The 20945-nt window shown below is 47.2% G+C and carries 20 protein-coding genes and 1 pseudogene; 7 read left to right on the top strand and 14 right to left on the bottom strand.

Going from position 1 to position 20945, the window contains the following annotated elements:
* Positions 1 to 59 precede the first annotated feature (59 nt).
* From CS022_RS12825 to fabB, 3 genes are all read right to left on the bottom strand, one after another.
* A complete protein-coding gene (locus tag CS022_RS12825; RefSeq protein ID WP_129122609.1) occupies positions 60 to 1073 on the bottom strand; it encodes an aspartate-semialdehyde dehydrogenase in 1014 nt (337 codons plus the stop codon).
* Positions 1070 to 2212, bottom strand: coding sequence for a 4-phosphoerythronate dehydrogenase (locus CS022_RS12820; protein WP_129122608.1), 1143 nt, complete (start codon positions 2210 to 2212; stop codon positions 1070 to 1072). The genes CS022_RS12825 and CS022_RS12820 overlap by 4 nt, the downstream gene beginning before the upstream one ends.
* A 284-nt stretch (positions 2213 to 2496) precedes the next feature.
* On the bottom strand, positions 2497 to 3708 hold the full coding sequence (gene fabB / locus CS022_RS12815) for a beta-ketoacyl-ACP synthase I (RefSeq protein ID WP_129122607.1): 1212 nt from the start codon (positions 3706 to 3708) through the stop codon (positions 2497 to 2499).
* A gap of 124 nt (positions 3709 to 3832) precedes the next feature.
* Between fabB and mnmC the strand changes: the two genes are divergently transcribed.
* Entirely contained in the window at positions 3833 to 5839 is a 2007-nt protein-coding gene (mnmC, locus tag CS022_RS12810; RefSeq protein ID WP_129122606.1) for a bifunctional tRNA (5-methylaminomethyl-2-thiouridine)(34)-methyltransferase MnmD/FAD-dependent 5-carboxymethylaminomethyl-2-thiouridine(34) oxidoreductase MnmC, read from the top strand.
* Positions 5840 to 5885: 46 nt separating this feature from the next.
* Here mnmC and CS022_RS12805 read toward each other — a convergent pair whose 3' ends face one another.
* Positions 5886 to 6152: a YfcL family protein gene (locus CS022_RS12805; RefSeq protein ID WP_129122605.1), complete on the bottom strand. Its 267-nt coding sequence runs from the start codon at positions 6150 to 6152 to the stop codon at positions 5886 to 5888.
* Positions 6153 to 6194: 42 nt separating this feature from the next.
* Positions 6195 to 6719: an elongation factor P hydroxylase gene (locus CS022_RS12800; protein WP_129122604.1), complete on the bottom strand. Its 525-nt coding sequence runs from the start codon at positions 6717 to 6719 to the stop codon at positions 6195 to 6197.
* A 227-nt stretch (positions 6720 to 6946) separates the two neighbouring features.
* Between CS022_RS12800 and CS022_RS12795 the strand changes: the two genes are divergently transcribed.
* A complete protein-coding gene (locus CS022_RS12795) occupies positions 6947 to 7573 on the top strand; it encodes a trimeric intracellular cation channel family protein (protein ID WP_129122603.1) in 627 nt (208 codons plus the stop codon).
* A gap of 82 nt (positions 7574 to 7655) precedes the next feature.
* Here the strand turns inward: CS022_RS12795 and nqrM are convergent, their stop codons facing one another.
* From nqrM to bolA, 9 genes are all read right to left on the bottom strand, one after another.
* Positions 7656 to 7877 carry a (Na+)-NQR maturation NqrM gene (nqrM, locus tag CS022_RS12790; protein WP_129122602.1) on the bottom strand — a complete coding sequence of 74 codons (222 nt, stop codon included), beginning with the start codon at positions 7875 to 7877 and terminating at the stop codon, positions 7656 to 7658.
* A gap of 10 nt (positions 7878 to 7887) precedes the next feature.
* Positions 7888 to 8904: an FAD:protein FMN transferase gene (locus CS022_RS12785; protein WP_129122601.1), complete on the bottom strand. Its 1017-nt coding sequence runs from the start codon at positions 8902 to 8904 to the stop codon at positions 7888 to 7890.
* Positions 8905 to 9035: 131 nt separating this feature from the next.
* Positions 9036 to 10259, bottom strand: coding sequence for an NADH:ubiquinone reductase (Na(+)-transporting) subunit F (gene nqrF / locus CS022_RS12780; RefSeq protein ID WP_129122600.1), 1224 nt, complete (start codon positions 10257 to 10259; stop codon positions 9036 to 9038).
* A 31-nt stretch (positions 10260 to 10290) separates the two neighbouring features.
* A complete protein-coding gene (gene nqrE / locus CS022_RS12775) occupies positions 10291 to 10887 on the bottom strand; it encodes an NADH:ubiquinone reductase (Na(+)-transporting) subunit E (protein WP_129122599.1) in 597 nt (198 codons plus the stop codon).
* Positions 10888 to 10893: 6 nt separating this feature from the next.
* Positions 10894 to 11526: an NADH:ubiquinone reductase (Na(+)-transporting) subunit D gene (locus CS022_RS12770; protein ID WP_129122598.1), complete on the bottom strand. Its 633-nt coding sequence runs from the start codon at positions 11524 to 11526 to the stop codon at positions 10894 to 10896.
* Entirely contained in the window at positions 11519 to 12301 is a 783-nt protein-coding gene (locus tag CS022_RS12765; protein WP_129122597.1) for a Na(+)-translocating NADH-quinone reductase subunit C, read from the bottom strand. Before CS022_RS12765 ends, CS022_RS12770 begins: the two co-directional genes overlap by 8 nt.
* Positions 12288 to 13532 (bottom strand): NADH:ubiquinone reductase (Na(+)-transporting) subunit B, encoded by a 1245-nt coding sequence (locus tag CS022_RS12760; RefSeq protein WP_129122596.1) that lies wholly within the window; start codon positions 13530 to 13532, stop codon positions 12288 to 12290. The genes CS022_RS12765 and CS022_RS12760 overlap by 14 nt, the downstream gene beginning before the upstream one ends.
* Positions 13533 to 13534: 2 nt before the next feature.
* Positions 13535 to 14875, bottom strand: a complete 1341-nt coding sequence (locus CS022_RS12755) for a Na(+)-translocating NADH-quinone reductase subunit A (RefSeq protein WP_129122595.1) — start codon at positions 14873 to 14875, stop codon at positions 13535 to 13537.
* Between the two features lie 486 nt (positions 14876 to 15361).
* Positions 15362 to 15676: a transcriptional regulator BolA gene (gene bolA / locus CS022_RS12750; RefSeq protein ID WP_129122594.1), complete on the bottom strand. Its 315-nt coding sequence runs from the start codon at positions 15674 to 15676 to the stop codon at positions 15362 to 15364.
* Between the two features lie 155 nt (positions 15677 to 15831).
* Here bolA and CS022_RS12745 point away from each other — a divergent pair, with 155 nt between their 5' ends.
* From CS022_RS12745 to CS022_RS12725, 5 genes and pseudogenes are all read left to right on the top strand, one after another.
* Positions 15832 to 16977 carry a methyltransferase gene (locus tag CS022_RS12745; protein ID WP_129122593.1) on the top strand — a complete coding sequence of 382 codons (1146 nt, stop codon included), beginning with the start codon at positions 15832 to 15834 and terminating at the stop codon, positions 16975 to 16977.
* A 20-nt stretch (positions 16978 to 16997) separates the two neighbouring features.
* Positions 16998 to 17573, top strand: a complete 576-nt coding sequence (locus CS022_RS12740; RefSeq protein ID WP_129122592.1) for a YajG family lipoprotein — start codon at positions 16998 to 17000, stop codon at positions 17571 to 17573.
* Positions 17574 to 17581: 8 nt separating this feature from the next.
* Positions 17582 to 18127 (top strand): peptidylprolyl isomerase, encoded by a 546-nt coding sequence (locus CS022_RS12735; RefSeq protein WP_201746274.1) that lies wholly within the window; start codon positions 17582 to 17584, stop codon positions 18125 to 18127.
* Between the two features lie 230 nt (positions 18128 to 18357).
* Complete coding sequence (locus CS022_RS12730; RefSeq protein ID WP_129122590.1) at positions 18358 to 19221, top strand: aminoglycoside phosphotransferase family protein; 864 nt, start codon at positions 18358 to 18360, stop codon at positions 19219 to 19221.
* A 259-nt stretch (positions 19222 to 19480) separates the two neighbouring features.
* Positions 19481 to 20883, top strand: a pseudogene (locus tag CS022_RS12725) (AmpG family muropeptide MFS transporter).
* The last annotated feature ends 62 nt before the right edge of the window (positions 20884 to 20945 follow it).

The following is a 20945-nucleotide window of genomic DNA, read 5'->3' as shown; positions in this document are numbered from 1 at the left end:
GTGATCTTACAACCGTTCACAACGCAAGACGGTTGGAACGGCTGTAAGATAGGCAGGGATTACAAATAGTCGCGAATCAACAGCTCTGCAATTTGTACTGAGTTGGTTGCGGCACCTTTTCGGACATTATCCGCAACAACCCACATGTTGAGTCCATTCGGATGGCTGATGTCATTTCGAACACGCCCGACCATCACATGGTCTTTACCCGTTGCGTCTTTGACCTGGGTCGGGTATTCCTCATTGATGAAGACTTCAATTCCTTCAGTTCTCGAGAGCAATGCCATTGCTTCAGTCGCATCAATAGGTTGCTGGCATTCGATGTGAACCGCTTCAGCATGACCGTAGAAAACAGGCACACGCACACATGTCGGATTAACCGCCACACTGTTATCACCAAGGATTTTTTGAGTTTCCCATACCATCTTCATTTCTTCTTTGGTGTAACCATTATCCATGAACTGGTCGATATGGGGTAAGCAGTTAAACGCGATCTGCTTTTTGTACACACTTGGCTCTGCTTCCTGGCTGTTCAGGAGCTTAACGGTCTGCCCTGCAAGTTCATCAACACCGGATTTTCCGGAGCCAGAGACAGACTGATACGTCGCCACATTAATTCGTTCAATGCCTGCTGCATCGTAGATTGGCTTTAATGCGACCAGCATCTGAATCGTTGAGCAGTTTGGGTTAGCAATGATGTTACGGTTACGAAAGTCAGCGATGGCCTCAGGGTTCACCTCCGGAACAACCAGAGGAATATCGTAGTCATAACGATAGCGCGACGTGTTATCGATGACGATAACACCCTCATCAGCCGCAACAGGCGCCCAACGCTCTGACGCTTCAGAGCCTGCTGAGAACAGAGCAATTTGTACCTGACTCCAGTCAAACGTTTCTACATCCTGTACTCTGACTGATTTACCGTTAAAACGAATGGTCTCGCCAGCGCTTCTCTCGCTAGCCAGCAAGTGAAGGTTGCGAATGGGAAACTTTCGTTCTTCCAGTACCTCAATCATGGTGCGACCAACAGCTCCTGTGGCGCCCAATACTGCGATATCGTATTCCTGTGTCATGCTTGTTCCTCTACCGTAAAGCCTAACTTAGCGAGCGACTCTACCCCAAACGAGGCATGACCTGCTACCGTAATTGCACTGTACTCACGTCGATCGCGATAATTTTTTCTCAGACGGTCAAAAGTTGCTCTGTGTTGTTGAGGGTCAGCCATCTCACGCCGGAACTGACTATCATCGCGACGAATATCATAAACCAGCTGGCAAAGTGCCATCAGATCGCTGTTATCCCAGTGCCTGCTCAGGGAAACTGAAGGTAAAGGCGCGACTGGCAACAGGAATGCCGGATCTGCGCATAGTTCACTTCCTAAAAACCCACAATAGCTATTAAAAATCATTGTCGTGCCGCGGGCTTTCCCCTCGAGACCATACCCTGCAATATGCGGTGTGGCAAAGGCCAGCAAGGGTAATAACGACATATCAACTTCTGGCTCTTGCTCAAAAACATCAAGCACTGCGGTGAGGCTTTGGTTTTGTAGCGCAGCTTTCAACGCATCGTTACTTACGATGGGGCCACGCGCTGCGTTAATCAGTATGCTCCCGGGCTTGAGTCTCACCAGTTGCTCTTCGCCAATCAAGTGATGAGTTTTATGCTGGCCTTCTTTTGTCAACGGCGTGTGCAGCGTGACGACATCGCATTGCTCAAGAATGTCATTCAAAGCAACAAACTCACGATGATCACCTTCCGCTTGTTTGATAGGGTCACAAAGCAGGTGGCGGATACCAAGTGCGCTCAGACAATCTGACAGATAACTGCCCACCTGCCCGGCTCCGACAACGCCAATCGTTCGCTCAGTAAAATCAAAGCCCTGTTCCTGCCCCAATACCATCATGGCACTGAGCACATACTCAGCGACACCAACCTTGTTACAACCCGGGGCAGCCGTAAAGGTAATACCGCGTTCTTGCAGTAATGTTTTATCGACATGATCCATGCCTGCCGTTGCCGTTCCAACGAACTTCAATTTGTTGGCTTTTTCCAACAATACCTCATTCACTTTGGTCACGGAGCGAATCATCAGCGCGTCAACATCAATCAAATCATCCGGTGTGAGGTTTCGCCCTGGTTTTGCAACTACCTCACCCAGTTGACTAAATAGCCCTTGCGCAAATGGCATGTTTTCATCAATCAGTATTTTCAAGTTCCGCTCCATCGCCTTTTTCTTACTGCTGCATAGTTTACGTGTTTGTCGCCAAGTTAAAACGAAAAAACCCGGCCGAAGCCGGGTAAATCCAGGACCTGAATAACCTAAGACCAGCTCTCAATGGTCATAAGCTGTTTTTGTTTGACCCGCCAGATGAGTTCTGACTCGTCTTCCCTGGAAACTGGCGAGGGAATATCTCTCCCTCAGGTCATGCCGCAATGATGCAATGACGTCATCAGACGCTGCTGTATTGCGGCGAAGGCGATAATGCTTCCTTGCCCTTAACCTTCGTATTTTTTGATAACCAGAGTGGCGTTGGTACCACCAAAACCAAAGCTGTTAGACATGACAGTCTTCAGCGACTGCTCGCGGGTCTCTGTGACAATATCCAGACCTTCAGCAGCGTCATCCAGCGTTTCCACGTTAATGCTTGGCGCAATGAAGTCATTATCAAGCATCAATGTTGAGTAGATAGCTTCGTGAACACCCGCCGCACCCAGTGCGTGGCCCGTCATTGCTTTGGTGGCAGAAATCGCGGGGCCATCGTTACCGAAGACTTCTTTGATTGCGCCCAATTCTTTCACGTCGCCGACCGGGGTCGATGTACCATGAGTATTGATGTAATCAACGCCATCAACATTTTGCATCGCCATGTTCATACAACGAATCGCACCTTCACCGGAAGGAGCAACCATATCGAAGCCGTCAGACGTTGCGCCATAGCCGACAATCTCACCGTAAATTTTCGCGCCACGAGCAAGTGCATGCTCAAGCTCTTCCACGACCAACATGCCGCCGCCACCAGAGATGACAAAACCATCACGGTCAGCATCATAAGTACGTGATGCTTGCTCTGGCGATTCGTTGTACTTAGTTGACAACGCACCCATGGCGTCGAACATCATGGTCAATGTCCAGTCCAATTCTTCACCGCCACCGGCGAAGACGATATCTTGTTTACCCAGTTGGATTAGTTCAAGTGCATGGCCAATACAGTGTGCTGATGTCGCACAGGCCGAACTCATGGTGTAGTTAACACCACGAATTTTGAATGGGGTTGCCAGACACGCGGATACTGTTGACGACATGGTACGTGGCACCATGTAAGGCCCTACACGCTTCACGCCTTTTTCTCGCAGTGTGTCTACTGCCAGCGCCTGGTTTACTGAGGATGCGCCGCCTGAACCTGCAACAAGGCCAGTGCGGTCATTTGATACGTGATGTTCTTCCAGACCTGCATCTTCAATTGCTTGTTCCATCGAGAGATATGCAAATCCTGCTGCGTCGCCCATAAAACGCATCTTCTTTCTGTCGATATGCTCGGCAGGATTCAGTTTGAGGTCTCCCCAAACATTGCTTCGTAGTTTCATGTCTGCGAATTGCTGAGAAAACGAAATACCTGATTTCCCCGCCTTTAATGACTCCAGCACTTCTTTCACGTTGTTACCTATGCTGGAAACAATTCCCATACCTGTAATTACGGCTCGTTTCATCATTTTTCCCTACACGTCTAGTTCGCAGTGATAATAGCGGTTTTGCTGTTCTTAAGTGGTCAGCTTTCCTGATAACCGCTACAATTCCCGGCCCGACTTACTGTGATATTTTGAAGGTTTAGCTGTGACTCACCCTCGCATTGAACACGCCCAGATCCATTGGAATGAAGCTGGAACGCCTGTCTCGGATGACTTTGACGATGTCTACTTCTCCAATGCCAACGGTCTGGAAGAAACACGCTACGTGTTCTTGCAGCAGAATCAATTACCTCTTCGCTGGTACCATTTTGATCGTCAACGCTTCGTAATCGCCGAAACTGGTTTTGGTACCGGCCTAAACTTTTTGGCCGTTTGGCAATGGTTTGCACAATTTCGTGCTGAAAACCCAGAAGCGCCCACCCGACAGTTACATTTTGTCAGTTTTGAAAAATATCCAGTTACCGCCGACGATCTTCTAAAAGCTCACGCTTCTTGGCCAGAGCTTGCTGAGTATGCTGCTGAGTTACGCAAACATTACCCCGTCGCTGTGTCTGGCTGTCATCGGTTAGTACTCGCGAACGGCCTCATCACCCTTGACCTTTGGTTTGGCGATATCAAAGACAGTTTGCCGCAAGTCTGGACCACAGATGACGGTATCATTGATTGTTGGTTCCTTGATGGTTTTGCTCCAAGCAAAAACCCAGAAATGTGGAGTAGCTCTCTCTTTCAAGGTATGGCAAGACTGGCACGAAATGATTGTACACTGGCCACATTTACCGCGGCAGGTTTTGTCAGACGAGGCCTGATTGACGCTGGCTTCGAAATGGAAAAAGCCAAAGGCTTTGGTACAAAACGAGACATGCTCACTGGACGCATGGCCGACCGCTCAAAACAAACCATGCAATTGCCTTGGTATCACAGAAAGTCAGCGGTTGAATCAGATGACATTGCCATTATCGGTGGTGGTGTCGCCAGCGCTGCACTTGCCGTTTCACTCGTCAGACGCGGCAAAAAAGTGAGCCTTTATTGTGCTGACGAAGCTGCAGGACATGGTGCATCTGGCAACCGACAAGGCGCTGTTTACCCTCTTCTTAATGGCAGTGATGATGCACTAAGCCGATTTTTTGCTCCTGCATTTTTGTATGCCCGTCAGTTTATTGAACAGGCCTCTGAGAGCGCTTCTTTCGAACATGATTGGTGCGGCGTGACTCAACTGGCTTGGGATGAAAAAAGCGGCGAAAAGCTCGCAAAAATGCTTAAAGGCGAGTTTCCGGAAACGCTGTTGAAGAAGCTTTCTCGCAACGATGTGACTGCAGCAACCGGTGTAAAAACGGGTCATTCCGGGGTCAACTACCCACTTGGTGGTTGGTTGTATCCGCAACAACTGACACAGGCTTTAATTGCCATGGCCCAGGATACAGGCTTGCTTACCTGTTTTTATGGTCAGGAAATATTATCACTATCGCACAGTGACGGTGTTTGGGCACTTCACGCTCAAGAGCAGATTTTCCGCCACCAAACTGTTGTGATCGCCAATGGACAAAAATTTACTACTTACCCGCAAACGCAGCCTATTCCGGCCTACTCGGTAAGAGGGCAAATCAGCCACATAAATACGACACCATCTTTGAGAAAGCTAAAAACCGTGCTGTGTTATGACGGCTACCTGACACCAATGCATCCGGACACAGAAACACACTGCATCGGCGCGACGTATAGCCGCAACGATGAGTCTCTGGAATTCAGAACCCAAGACCAGATTGATAATCGCAAGAGACTCATTAACTGCATCAACGCTGAGTGGCCAAGTGAAGTTGACACCGATCATGGTGCAGGACGAGTAGGAATCCGCTGTGCCAGCCGTGATCACCTTCCTTTTGTAGGTGATGTCTGCAATTTTGAAGAGCTCTGCGAGCAATATAAACACTTACGAGAAGAACAACACTCAGCAGAGCCTGTTGCAACTTATCCCGGTTTATATAGCTTACTTGCGCTCGGCTCAAGAGGATTAACCTCTGCACCTTTACTCGGGGAGTTACTGGCCTCGCAACTATGTGGCGACCCTCTCCCCTTGTCTGTAGACGTGCTTAACGCTCTCCATCCTGGCAGGATGTGGGTAAGGAAATTGCTGAAAGGTAAAACAATAAACTGAGAGCAGAAAGGCGCATAAAGCGCCTTTTTTTAACAGTACATCAGGTTCAGTCAACTTGCTCTTTTAGGCGAAGCCATAGGTTTGAGACCAGTCCTTGGTCGGCAGGGCTCAGCTCGCTAGCATTATCTTTTAAACTCTGTGCAACCCGGATTTGAAGCTCGCTGACAGCATCCATCCCTTCTTGTTCACAATCGGCCGCTGCCAGAGAAATATGTCCACGAAGATACCCGCTGGCAAACAGCTCATCATCCGACGCGGTTTCGACCATAGTATCGATAAGGTCTAGAATTTTCTCTTCGTATTCTTGGATCATCTTGGTTTCAGGCCTCTTGTCTTTCAATAGTATCTGTCGGTATCAAGCAGTGAAGGATTCTGGTGTGAGCGGAGGTATACCATAAAACGCGCGCAGTGCATCTGAAAATGTTTTGGCTCTTTCAGGAATACCAACACTCAAGTATGTCAGTGCCTGCTCACGGACTTTCCCCGTGAACGCTTCTCTATCTGGCTCTACGCCACTGAGGTTGTCACAACTTACCTGAAATGGGAAGCCACAACTGGCAGACAATATCCACTCGATGGCCTGCGGTTTAACCTCTACCTTTTCAAATTCTGCCTGCGTTTTTTCATCACGGCCATCAGGGTGATACCAGTAGCCGTAATCCTCTACGAGTCTGCGTTCGGGACCTGCAATGCACCAGTGAGCTAATTCATGCAGCGCAGAGGCAAAAAAGCCACGAGCAAAAATAATTCGGTGGGCAGAATAGTTTTCATCAGCAGGAAGGTAAATGGGTTCATCACCGCCTAATAACAACTCTGTATTTAGAGAAGACAGAAAGGTTTGATTAAAAACAGATATCAGGTGGCTGTAGTCGTGATTCATTTCGTTATTACGTTTGTTCAGGTAAATGCAAGATTTTGAGCTCTCAATCTTACCTGTAGTTAAGACTTTTGTCCCTCCTAACCGTCGAAATCCGTTTCTAGCTTTTACGAGTTAATGCATGAATTCAATTAATGTATAACGTATTAACATTTCATTGGATGAAGAGGTAAATCGCATTTACACTCGCTCTATCATTAGTGCTTTTAACCAAATTACGAAGAAAAATCATGTTACTGACCACACTTTATATTATCGGGATCACTGCTGAAGCCATGACGGGCGCCCTTGCGGCTGGCCGTAAACACATGGACTGGTTTGGCGTAATGCTGGTTGCCAGCGCAACAGCAATCGGCGGTGGAACAGTTCGTGACATTTTGTTGGGTCACTACCCTCTTGGTTGGGTGGCAAATCCACACTATCTGATGATCACCTGTGCAGCAGGTGTTGTAACAACGTGGATGGCAAGCTGGGTCGCTAAAAACCACAAGTTCTTCATTACCTTAGATGCGCTCGGGCTAATCGTCTTCAGCATCATTGGTAGCCGTATCGCGATGGACATGGGGTTACCACCATTCATCTGCATGGTATCGGCTTTAGTAACTGGCGTGTTTGGTGGTTTGTTGCGTGATTTAATGTGTAGACGTCCGCCCATGGTGCTTCACAAGGAGCTTTATGCCTCTGTGTCTTTCCTTGCTGGCGGAATGTACTGGGGCTTAATGCATTTGGGTATAAACGAACTTATCGCTACCGTCAGTACCTTGGTTGTTGGATTCAGCTTCCGAATGGCTGCGGCTAAATTCGGTTGGAGCCTGCCAATATTTCGTTTCGACGCAGAGCCAGAAGGCAGCCACTAAAGGTTAGGAAACGAACGGACAATAACAACAAAAACTATTACCCATTAAAAAAGCCGCCTAATGAGGGCGGCTTTTTTGCAGATTAGAGGATTTGGTTTTTCTTCCATTCCTCAGCTCTTGCAGCTCTTGCTTCGCGTTTTTTTCTAGCATCGCAAGGCTCAGGGCAATTGCACACTTTTTCAATGCCCAGAGGGCCTAGTCCACCACAGCTTCCGCTGATAGATTTACGTTGAAAAATGTAGCCGACTGCCATACCGGCGATAACTAACAAGAAGATAGAGAATGTCACTAGAAATACAGACATTCATTAACCCTTACTTTGACAAATATTTAGCAAAAGCATCTGAGGCAACTTCGTTGAAACCATCGTCCGTTTTTACAATGAAAAACGCTGCGATATTTTCTTTGTTTGCCAGTTCCAGTGCTTTCTCTGCTCCCAGCACCATAAAGCCAGTAGACAGACCATCAGCCGTCATACAAGACTTGTCCAATACAGTTACAGAAACCAGTCTGTGATTAATTGGGTTAGCCGTTCTTGGATCTATAGCATGTGAATAGCGTACACCATTTTCCTCAAAATAGTTACGATAACTACCAGAGGTGGCCATCGCCATATCACCGGGTGCGATGATTTCCTGTACAGACTGCAGACCTACTGTTGGCTTCTCGATAGCTATTTTCCAAGGCTGGCCTTCCTGATTTACACCTTTGAGCTGTAGCTCACCGCCGATTTCAACCAGATAGTTGTGCGCACCCAGACTCGCCAGATAATCAGCGACTACATCAACACCAAAGCCTTTAGCGATTGAAGATAAGTCTACATACAACTCAGGGATATATTTGGTCAGCGTATTGCCGTTAACAGACAAATGTTCAATACCGCTAATTGCGCGACGCTCAGCAATTTGCTCTTCGCTAGGTACACGGTCAGGACGGCCTTCAGGGCCAAAGCCCCAAAGATTAACCAAAGGACCGACGGTTACGTCCAGCGCACCTTGTGTTACTTTGTTCAGACGCATCGCTTCAGCAACAACCTTCGCTGTATCAGCAGAAACCGTAAATGGTGCTGTCTCACGTGACTGGTTGAACTGGCTCAGTTCAGAGCTCTTGCGGTAAGTAGACATCTGATCGTTGACCAACTCAAGACGCTTGTCTATTTCCGCCTGAATCTCTTCAGCTTTCGGCAGGCTACCGTCATCAGTAAACTTCACTGAATAGTACGTGCCCATGGTTTTACCTTTGAGGTGAACCAATTCAGGTGCTTTCTCACACCCAACAACAGAAAGGGCAAGACCTAAGATCAGGCCTGCTTGCAAAAGGAGTTTCTTCATTTCTATTTCCAGTTTTATGTGACAGACGCCAACGGAACTGCGTTGGATAGCATCCTTGTTATGCCTGCCCTTTTACGAAAAATGGCTGACCCATAAAGGTCAGCCATAACTTGAGATTTTCAGTAACTTACTTAGCCACCGAAGTCATCCAGTAGGATGTTTTCATCTTCAACACCGAGGTCTTTTAGCATGCCTATAACGGCTGCGTTCATCATCGGTGGACCACACATGTAGTACTCACAGTCTTCTGGCGCATCATGATCTTTCAGATAGTTTTCATAAAGCACGTTGTGAATGAAGCCTGTGTAACCATCCCAGTTATCTTCTGGTTGTGGATCAGACAGCGCACAATGCCATACGAAGTTATCGTTTTCAGCTTGTAGACCATCGAAATCTTCTACATAGAACATTTCACGCTTAGAGCGAGCACCGTACCAGAACGACATCTTGCGCGAAGAGTTCAGACGCTTCAGTTGGTCAAAGATGTGCGAGCGCATTGGGGCCATGCCTGCACCACCACCAACGAATACCATTTCAGCATCCGTGTCTTTCGCAAAGAATTCACCAAACGGACCAGAGATTGTCACCTTGTCGCCTTCTTTCAAAGACCAGATGTAAGATGACATGATACCAGGAGCAACATTCGGGTTGTTCGGCGGCGGCGTAGCGATACGCACATTCAGCATGATGATGCCAAACTCTTCTGGGTAGTTCGCCATTGAGTACGCACGGATCGTATGGTCGTTGACCTTAGACTCGTAGCGGAACAAGTTGAACTTCTCCCAGTCTTCACGATATTCCTGCGGAACATCGTAATCCGCATATTTAACGTGGTGAGCTGGCGCTTCAATCTGGATATAACCACCGGCACGGAATGGCACAGATTCGCCATCAGGAATCTGTAGCTTAAGTTCTTTGATGAAGGTAGCTTTGTTGTCGTTGGAGATAACAGAACATTCCCACTTTTTAACACCAAAGATTTCTTCAGGCAGCTGGATTTCCATGTCAGATTTTACGTTTACCTGACAGGCAAGACGTTCGCCTTCACGCGCTTCACCCTTTGAGATGTGGTCAAGCTCAGTTGGCAGGATATCACCGCCACCAGAGCTGATTTTCACGCGACACTGGCCACATGAACCACCACCACCACAGGCTGAAGATACAAAAATCCCTGAACCTGCAAGTGCACTCAGCAGCTTACCGCCAGCTGGCGTGTTGATTGTTTTGTCTGCATCCCCATTGATGAGGATGCTGATGTCACCTGATGGTACAAGCTTGGATTTGGCAAATAAAATCACCAGTACCAATGCCAGTACGATAAGAGTAAACATCACTACACCAAGAATAATGTCCATTGACTATTCCTTAATTCGCGGTTTACCCGACTTACAGTTGAACACCGGAGAAAGACATAAAGCCTAACGCCATCAGACCTACAGTGATGAAGGTGATGCCCAGACCACGAAGGCCAGGAGGAACATCAGAGTACTTCATCTTCTCGCGGATACCCGCAAGCGTAACAATCGCTAGCATCCAACCAATACCAGAACCTACGCCGTAAACGACGGACTCCGCAAAGTTGTAATCGCGTTGTACCATAAAAGATACACCACCGAAGATCGCACAGTTAACTGTGATCAACGGTAGGAAGATACCCAGCGCGTTATAGAGCGGTGGGAAAAAGCGGTCCAGAATCATTTCCAGAATCTGTACCAATGCCGCGATAACACCGATGAAGGTGATAAAGTTCAGGAAGGTCAGGTCAACACCGTCCATCAATGCGTTTTCACGCAGGACGTTGGTGTAAATCAGGTTGTTAACAGGTACCGCAATCGCAAGTACGACAGTAACCGCAACACCCAGACCAAATGCTGTTTTTACCTTCTTAGAAACGGCCAAAAAGGTACACATTCCCAAGAAGAAAGACAGAGCCAGGTTTTCGATAAAAATCGAACGAACCAACAGGCTAATATAATGTTCCATTGTGTCTTACCCCTTCGCTTCGACTTGTTCTGGCTTCACGGAACGGATCACCCAAATCAGAAGACCGATCAGGAAGAACGCCGAAGGTGCAAGCAGCATCAGGCCGTTCGGTTGATACCAACCACCTTCAGATACCAGTGGCATCACTGACATACCGAAGATTTTCCCAGAACCTAACAGTTCACGGAAGAACGCCACACTCAGAAGGACAAAACCGTAACCAAGACCGTTACCAATACCGTCAATGAACGAAGGCAGTGGCGCTGATTTCATTGCATACGCTTCAGCACGCCCCATTACGATACAGTTTGTGATGATGAGGCCAACGAATACTGACAGCTGCTTAGAGATGTCGTAGACATATGCCTTCAACACCTCGTCAACAACGATAACCAGTGATGCGATGATCGCCATCTGAACGATGATACGTACTGAATTAGGAATGTGATTACGAATGGTTGATACAAATAAGTTTGAAAACGCAGTAACGAAAACAACTGCAAGCGTCATAACAAACGCAGTTTCAAGCTTAGTGGTAACCGCCAGAGCTGAACACACACCCAATACTTGCAACGCTATTGGATTGTTGTCGAGAACTGGTGCCCACAGATTCTTTTTAAGTTCTTTAGCTTCAGCCATTGTTCAGGCCTCCATTTCGAACTTTAGTCAAGAAAGGACCAAAGCCGTTTTCGCCCAGCCAGAAATTAAATGTATTCTGAACACCGTCACTGGTCAGCGTTGCGCCAGACAGGCCGTCCACACCGTGGATGTCACCTGATTGTGCGCCGCCTTTAACAACTTTAAGCGCAGGCTTGCCTTGCTCATCAAAAAGTTGCTTACCAACGAATTGTCCACGCCAGCGAGGATTTTCAACTTCACCACCCAGTCCAGGAGTTTCACCCTGCTTGTAGTAGGTGATACCAGCGACCGTGTTGCCATCGGTTTCAACAGCAACGAAGGCGTACATCATCGACCACAGACCGTTACCATGTACAGGCAGGATCACGCGTGAGATATTTCCTTTCTCGTCTTTGACCAGATAAATTTTCGCCAGATTAGCACGGCGAAGGATTTTGGCTTTATCTTGATCAGGTGTTAGAGCAATTGACGTTGATGCATCTTTTGCAGCGATAACTTGATCGTATGACGCAGCATCAACATCGTTGCTGTATTCACCTGTTTTCAAATCGACCAGCTTGGTCTCGATGTACTTGTCAAACATCGCTGTGATGTCTGAGGTATCACCCGGCAGACCAGCAACAGCAATGATGTTGCGCTGAACATCCAGCTTGGCATTTGCTTGCTGCTGCGGACGAAGCACTACTGCAGACATCGATACGATCACTGAGCACACAAGGCTCAGTGCGATTACAACTGTCAGCGTTTTCTTAAAACTATCGTTATTGCTTGACACGAGCCAGTCTCCGTTTGATGTTGCCCTGGATAACCAGGTTGTCGAACAGCGGTGCAAACAGGTTCGCGAACAGGATAGCCAGCATCATACCCTCTGGGTATGCAGGGTTAACCACACGAATCATTACAGCCATTGCACCGATCAAAATGCCATACCACCATTTTGCTTTATTGGTGAATGAAGCTGAGACTGGATCAGTCGCCATGAAGAACATACCGAACGCAAAACCACCCAGAACGAGGTGCCAGTGCCAAGGCATATTGAACATAGGGTTAGTATCTGAACCAATGACATTAAACAAGGTTGCAGTTGCAACGAGGCCAATCAACACACCCAGAACGATACGCCACGAGGCAATACCCAAACCGATGATGAACAACCCACCAATGGCCAATGCCAGGGTTGATGTTTCACCGATTGAACCCGGGATGTTACCAATGAACGCGTCCATCCAAGTGATGGTTTGGCCAGTAACATTGTGGATTAACGAACCTTCGCCGCCTGAAGCCCACTGGCTCAGGGCTGTCGCGCCTGAGTAACCATCGGCTGCAGTCCATACCAAGTCGCCCGAAAGCTGAGCTGGGTATGCGAAGAATAAGAACGCGCGGCCAGCCAGTGCAGGGTTCAGGAAGTTACGGCCCGTGCCACCAAAGATTTCTTTTGCCAGAACAACACCGAAGGTAATACCCAGCGCCGCTTGCCAAAGTGGAAGTGTTGGCGGAACAATCAGTGCAAACAGAATCGACGTAACGAAGAAACCTTCGTTGACTTCGTGCTTTCGCACCATACAGAAAAGGACTTCCCAGAAACCACCAACAATAAACACAGTTGCGTAAATTGGCAGGAAGTAAGTCGCACCGAGCAGCATCTTACTGACCCAACTCGCATCAGCTGCCAGTGAGCCGCCAAGTGCTTGAGTCAACCAGTAGTGCCAGTTACCATCGATGATGGTTGCCAGTTGCTCACCGCTGTATAGGTAGTTCAGCGCCATGACGGCCTGGTTACCTGAGTTGTACATACCCCAGAACATTGCTGGGAAAACCGCCATCCACACCATGATCATGATGCGTTTGAGGTCAATGCTGTCACGTACGTGAGAACCCTGTCGGGTTACCATGCCTGGCGTATAAAGAACGGTCGCCACTGCTTCGTACAGCGCGAACCACTTCTCGTGTTTACCACCAGGCAAAAAGTTAGGCTCGATTTTCTCGATATAATGTTTCAGGCTCATGGTTACCCTTCCTTCTCAATTTGGTCCAGGCACTCACGGAGCATAGGGCCGTACTCGTATTTGCCGGGGCAAACAAAAGTACACAAAGCCAAATCCTCAGGATCCAGTTCCAGCGCGCCTAGTTGAGACATGCTTTCGAGGTCACCAGCGCAAATGTCACGAAGTAACATCGTCGGCTCGATATCCAGAGGCATCACACGTTCGTAGTTGCCGATTGGCACCATAGAACGCTCACTTCCGTTCGTGGTGGTTGTCATGTTGAAAAGCTGGCCTTTAAAGAATTGGCTCAGGTATGCACGGGTGATAGAAAACTTATTCTTACCCGGAGCAATCCAACCAAGCAGTTCTTTTTCACGGCCTTCACTCAAGACAGACACTTGGAGGTGATAACGGCCAAGATATGCGTGAGGACCACCAGCTTGTACACCACTTAGTACGGAACCGGAAATCACTCGGACTTCACCTGGCATCACTTCGTCTTTAATCAGTTGCTCAGTGCATGCACCTGCAATTGTGCGGACAAGGCGAGGGTTATTGACAACAGGACCACCCAGAGAAATAACACGATCGGAGTACAGCTCACCTGTCAGGAACAATTTACCGATCGCGATAACGTCCTGATAGTTCAGATGCCACACTTGTGTGTTCATATCAACTGGGCGCAGGAAATGGATATGAGTACCCACTAAACCTGCAGGGTGCGGACCATTAAAGACCTGCTCTTCAACATTTGGCTGACTACTGCGAGGCAGCGCTGCATCTGCTTTACACACATACACTTTTTTATCAGTCAAACGCGAGATGGTATCAAGTCCTGCAACAAACGCCTCTTGTTGCTCATTGATCACCAATTCTGGATTAGCAGAAAGCGGGTTGGTGTCGACGGCAGTTACAAAAATTGCAGCTGGCTCGGCATCAATGGCTGGCGTTTTAGAGAACGGTCTTGTTCGGAACGATGTCCACAGACCTGAATCGACAAGCTGCTCTACAACTGCTTTGCGGTCAAGCGAAGCGATTTGAGAAGCATCATACTTATTGAAAGTGACTTGCTCGGAGCCTGAAATCTCAATGACAACAGACTGAAGAACACGTTTAGCACCACGGTTAACAGCAACCACAGTACCAGCGGCTGGAGCGGTAAATTTTACGCCTAGGTTCTTTTTGTCTTCAAAAAGTACCTGACCTTTCTTTACAACATCTCCAACACGCGCATGCATCGTAGGACGCATGCCAACGTATTCTTCGCCGAGCAAGGCGACTTTAGTGATGGCAGGACCATCATTTATCACCTGAGCAGGAGTCCCTGAAATTGGGATATCCAAACCCTTTTTAATTGTAATCATACGCACTTGCACTACATTAACGGGAAAAAGAATACTTTTGATTGCGCAGTTTATACACGACCTTGCACTGCCTCTTTGGTCGAAAATTACACCAAAGATTGTAATTTTCTAAACCATGACTGAATGTTTCGACAGTCAATGGCAATTTACAGGGTCGGCATTCTATCACTAACCCAAGAATCGATTCTATGGTATTCGATGTGATAGCAGGCTAATTTCCGGCAACTGCACAAGAAACACCCAACCCAAACCGATAAATTTGAACTAATGCACGTTTTGCTTCCCGCCTTGGATACATTTCAACATCCCAGTTTACGCGCACCCTACTCGTAAAGATGTTCAATATTTATTCGTTATTTTTCATCGAAATAATATTGAATTCTTTTTTTTGAATGTTCATGCACTTTTGAAAGCATAGACCCTAAACCCATACCAGTAGATATATCTACTGCAAAGTGGTGGAAAAAAATGACAACACGCTGAGAATTACAACTTAGAGCCACCTTGGCATTGAGGAGAGTCTGGCGCAGCCCCATTTGCTTCGCGCCATTCACTGTCTGTATAGGTGTGCATCGCAAGTGCGTGAATATCATTTTTCAGTTCATCTGCCAGCACAGTATTGATTGCACGATGGCGAGCGATAAGCCGCTTATTTTCAAACGTTTCACTGACAACAATTACTTTAAAGTGACTTTCCGAGCCTTTCGGAACATTGTGCATGTGACTTTCATTTATCACTTCTAAGTGAGATGGCGAAAATTCATCGGTGAGTTTTTTCTCAATTCTTTGTTGAATAATCATTGCGTTTCCTTTGTTAAAACCTGATGACCGCAATTTGTCGGCAGTGACAAAAGTGACTCATATCACCCTATGTCTTGATATCACAGTTATTGCAGTCTTTATTCGTTCTGCGACAATATACTCCATTATCTCTCGCGCCACACAAGTTAGGCATCATGAATACCGACCTCCAGATCGGCGACAAACATTTCACTTTGCGCCGCTACCCATTACAAAAAAATGAAACCCTGCAGGCATGGGACGCTGCAGACGAATATCTGATTGAACAGGTTTCTGAGTCAGCACTCCCAAAAGGAAAGCATATTGCTATTTTCAATGATGGTTTTGGCGCTCTGACATGTTGGTGCAAGGAGAATGGCTACCGGGTATCACACGTCAGTGACTCAGTGTTGAGTCAGATCAGTTGCAGGGAAAATCTAAAAGTAAACTCACACGACACGTCGGAAACATCTGATGTAGGTTTTCTTTCATCACTATCATCCCTCCCCGATGATATCGACTTAGTACTAATGAAATTACCCAAATACAGTCGATTCTTGGTCTGGCAGTTACAACAACTCGCATTCATTAACCGTCAGCGTTTTGCTGTCATTGCAGGTGCAAAAGCGAAAGATATTCATACTTCGACACTTAAGCTGTTTGAAAAGCACTTGGGCCCAACGATGACATCGCTTGCTAAAAAGAAAGCAAGACTCATTTTCTGCCAGCCAAAAGAAACATCGGCTGAGTTGCCAGGGGCAACCACACAGTTTTCAGTTGATGATTTCCAATTAACGCTTCATAACCACGCTAATGTCTTCTCTTCGGAAAGCCTTGATATCGCCGCCTACCTGATGTTGAAGCACATCCCTGAAAACATTGGTGAAGGCCATATTATTGATTTGGGCTGTGGTAATGGTGTGCTTGCTGTTCAAGCTGCCCTACTCAACCCAAATGCGTCCATCACCGCCGTTGATGAAAGTCACATGGCCGTTGCCTCTGCCGATCTCAATTTACGTAGCCATGGCATTGAAACAACAAGGTTCAAATGTGTTGCGAATAACTGTCTTGATGGCTTTCACAATGACAGTGCGGATCTGATACTCTGTAATCCTCCGTTTCATCAGTTGAATGCAGTAACAGATCATATTGCTTGGCAAATGTTTTGTGATGCTCGACGAGTTCTGAGCCAGAAAGGGCGGCTTTTGGTGATAGGTAACCGTCACCTTGGCTATCATGCTAAATTGAAACGTCTTTTTGGTAATGCTTCCGTCGTGGCGTCTAACAAGAAGTTTGTGATCGTTGAAGCTTACGTGAAATAAATACAAGGATGCCCCATAACATGAAAAAACTTTTTTCTGCGATTGGGCTGACACTCATACTGTCAGCATGTAGTGCTCCACAGGCTCCTCAACTTAATATTGCACCTAAACCTGCGCAAGTCTCTGCATCGCAGGAAAACATGGGTAAAGCAATTGACTTGAGCAGCCGGGATTTACGAACAGCTCAGTATGTTGCTGTTATTGATAACGGTCGTCGCAGTGTCGACCCAATACATGCCACCGCTAACCTCCGTGTCGCTCTGGAAGATGCGTTACGCCAACAACTCAACGCGCAGGGTTTCAAAGTCTCTTCAGGCACCGAAGGTAAACTTCGGATGGACCTGCTGGAAGCCTTGGTGAAAGTTAAACACAATGTGTTCAACCATGAGATGGACAGTCAGGTACAAATTCAGCTGGTTGCTGAAACGGACAAAGGTAAATTCGTAAAACGTTACCGCGGCCAGTCAAAGATTGAAGATGCAGGCAGTGCATCAAATGCTGACATGGAATTGGCACTTAACACACTGTTGGAAGCTGTTCTCAAAGACATTGCTAACGACAAACAACTGACTCAATATATGGACCAGAATTTCTAATGAAGACAATGATAAAAGCGCTGGTGCTTTCTGCAGCTATGCTGCCAGCGGTCGCGCTAGCAGGACAAAAAGTTGAAGTCGAAACCTCTATGGGCCCGTTCACACTAGAACTTAACGATCAAAAAGCGCCCAAGTCGGTTGCTAACTTTATCCGGTATGTCAAAGACGGCAGCTATGTGGGTACACAGTTCCACCGCGTCATCTCAGGTTTTGTCGCTCAGAGCGGTGGATTCGATAAAGATTTCAAACGTCTGCCGAGTTATGAAACTGTAGTCAACGAGTCAACCAATGGGTTGAGCAACGCGACTGGCACGATTGCGATGGCACGTACGCAAGACCCTAACTCTGCAACGCGCCAGTTCTACATTAATTTGAAAGATAATGCCTTCTTGGATGGCAGCGCAGCCAAACCGGGATATACCGTTTTCGGCAAAGTCACTGATGGCTTTGATACCTTCAAGAAAATCGCCAGCGTAAAAACAGGCATTAAAAACGGTATGCGCGACGTACCACAAAAGCCTGTGGTCATTACCTCAGTGAAATTATTGCCATAGAGCTTTTAGCCATAACGATGTTCAACGTTCTAAACCGCCCAAGTGGCGGTTTTTTTCTTCTGATCTTAGTGTCACATTAACTTTTCATCACCACATCACTTCAATCGTCCAGTCGCACGTTTCCAGCTCACACACTCATGGCTTGCGTTTTAGATTCCATAAACCATCCAAAAGCCATGCTGATGATTTCCCCTATGATAAAAGAGAAATAATCGCAGAGGAGAAAAGAAGTGACATCACTGACAACAACACAAAGACAGATTGTTGAATCCGATCTAGGACAATGCATTACTCACGAAAAACTCTTGGGCGAAGGGTGGTCCAATACCGTCAGTTGTATTAACAACAAATGGGTTGCGCGTTTTCCTCATACCCCTGAAAGCACTCAGGTTGCAGTAGAGAAGCAGTTTCTTTATGCCTTTGGCAAGGGCTCTCCAATTAACCTACCAAACCTCAAGCAGACCGAAGGAAACTATTGCCTTTATCCGTTGCTCGACGGTAAGCGATTAAACCTCGAAGAAGCAGCGAAGTTATCTCATCAAGAAAAACAGAAGGCCTGTCATCAACTGGGGGAGTTTCTTTCCTGGTTACATACCTCATCATTCACTGATGAAAACCTATCAACAGCGCCATACGGAGAGGCAGATTTCTATCAAGATCTCTGGCAATACGTCGCAGAAGCGTTACCTTGCGATTTAAGGCTAAAAGCCGAGGCGTATCTAGACAGTTATTTCACCACTGTACCTGATGAGGAGAGAAAGCCAGTTATCTGCCATGGTGATTTGGGACTGAATAACATTCTTTGGGACAACAGCAACGCCATTTCCTCCATTATCGATTTTACTGACCTGTTCCTCTGTGACCCCGCTTATGACTTTAATGCGTTTTACAGCTATTTCGGACAGAAATGGGTAAACATGATGTCGGAAACTTATACGCCGCATATCGGCGATCATTTCTGGCAACGAGTCACCTTCAATAAGCTGCGCAAAGCATTGTTTGTCGTCTACTACGCCCGTCACTTTGGTTATGAGAGCTATATTCCGGGAAGAATTGAAAGTATCAAAGAAAGCCTGTCTCAACAGCTCATCTAACTCTCCTATGCCCCATGCAATGAAGCAATATGCAGCCAAATTTATATTTATTATGGCTGCATAGATGTGAAATCCATCATTGAATCAACAGTCTAGCGCCGAGTCATTTGTTGCGGATATGTTATAAACTTCAAAAAAACACACCTTTATTACACCATTCCTCTCCCTGTTCATGTTTCTGTCGCGCAGCCCATAGTCTTGAAAATAGGTGGCGGTTACGATGAGCAGATAACAAACATAAAATTGCAGGGAGAACATTATGTCTCTGAATACCCCACAAACTTGGTGGGACACGCTTCGTAGTTATGCTGACCGACGACTTCTCTGGGTATTTATGCTGGGCTGTGCCAGCGGCTTTCCTTGGGTGCTAATCGGCTCAAACATGTCAGGCTGGCTTAAAGATGCTGGATTGACCCGCACCGCCATCGGCTTTTTTGGCTCAGTATTCGCTGTGTACGCCATTAACTGGATGTGGGCGCCACTGGTGGACAGGGTCAAAATACCGGTCTTGGCCAATAGCCTTGGCCAGCGTCGTAGCTGGATTTTTGTTACTCAGCTTGTGATGCTCATTTGTACCCTTGGCATTGCCACCACCGATCCGGGCATCAGCTTAGTAATGACATCGGCTTTAGCGTTTGCCATTGCCCTCGCCTCTGCGACACAAGATGTGGCTGTTGATGCTTTTCGTATCGATAGTTTCCGTGAGAGCGAAAGCCATAAAATGCCGCAGGCGGCAGCATGGCAGTCATTGGTTGGTGGACGGGTTACAGTCTCCCGGGGTATGTTGCGTTCATGAATGCCGATACCATTGGCTGGAACGGCGTCTACTTTGGTATGGCAGGCTTTGTCGTGCTGTTGATGATTTTCACCCTGTTTGTCGGCGAGCCTGACACAGACAGGGAAAAACTTCAGTCTGAGGCAAGTAAGCGTTATCAGGACATGATGGGTGATGGTGATGTGACTCCAGCAAAACGATTTGCTGTGTGGTTTGCTGTCACTATCGCGGAGCCCTTCCTCGATTTCTTCCGCCGAAACGGCGTCAAGATAGCCCTAACACTTCTTCTTTTCGTCTTCCTGTTTAAAATTGGTGAAGCTTTCCTCGGTCGAATGTCGGTGGTGTTTTACAAAGAAATTGGCTTCAGTAACGAGCAAATTGGTCACTACTCTAAATTGATTGGCTGGGGGGCAACTGTTGCATTCACCTTGCTGGGGAGCATAGTGAATGTCAGGTATGGCGTTGTCAGGGGTCTACTGATTGGCGGCACAGCAATGGCAGCCAGCAACCTAATGTTTGCATGGATTGCACAGGTTGGTCCGAGTGAAGACCTGTTCCTCGCAACAATTTTGGTCGACAACTTCACAACCGCGTTTTCAACTATCGCCTTCGTGTCTTTCCTCACCTTTTTAACGGGGCGGGCATTTTCCGCCACCCAGTATGCACTGCTTGCGTCCTTGGGAAATTTAGGAAGGACAACCATTGCTTCATTCAGTGGCGCCTTGGTGGACTGGCTGAATGACTGGACGACCTTCTTCGTTTTGACAGCGGTGATGGTTATCCCGAGTCTGCTGATGATCGTTGCCTTGCGCGGACACTTTGCAAAACTGGCGGGTGAAGAGCCGCAAGAAAAGCTGAATACTGAAGAACAGCCCAACAATACCTGACGGTACTCCCCTAAGCTGTGCAATATTCCTTATCAGGTAGACAGCAACAAAAAAAGCCGCAT

Source organism: Veronia nyctiphanis (genome assembly GCF_004116385.1).
GTDB classification, from domain to species: Bacteria; Pseudomonadota; Gammaproteobacteria; order Enterobacterales; family Vibrionaceae; genus Veronia; species Veronia nyctiphanis.
This window is presented reverse-complemented; position numbering and strand designations above follow the sequence as displayed.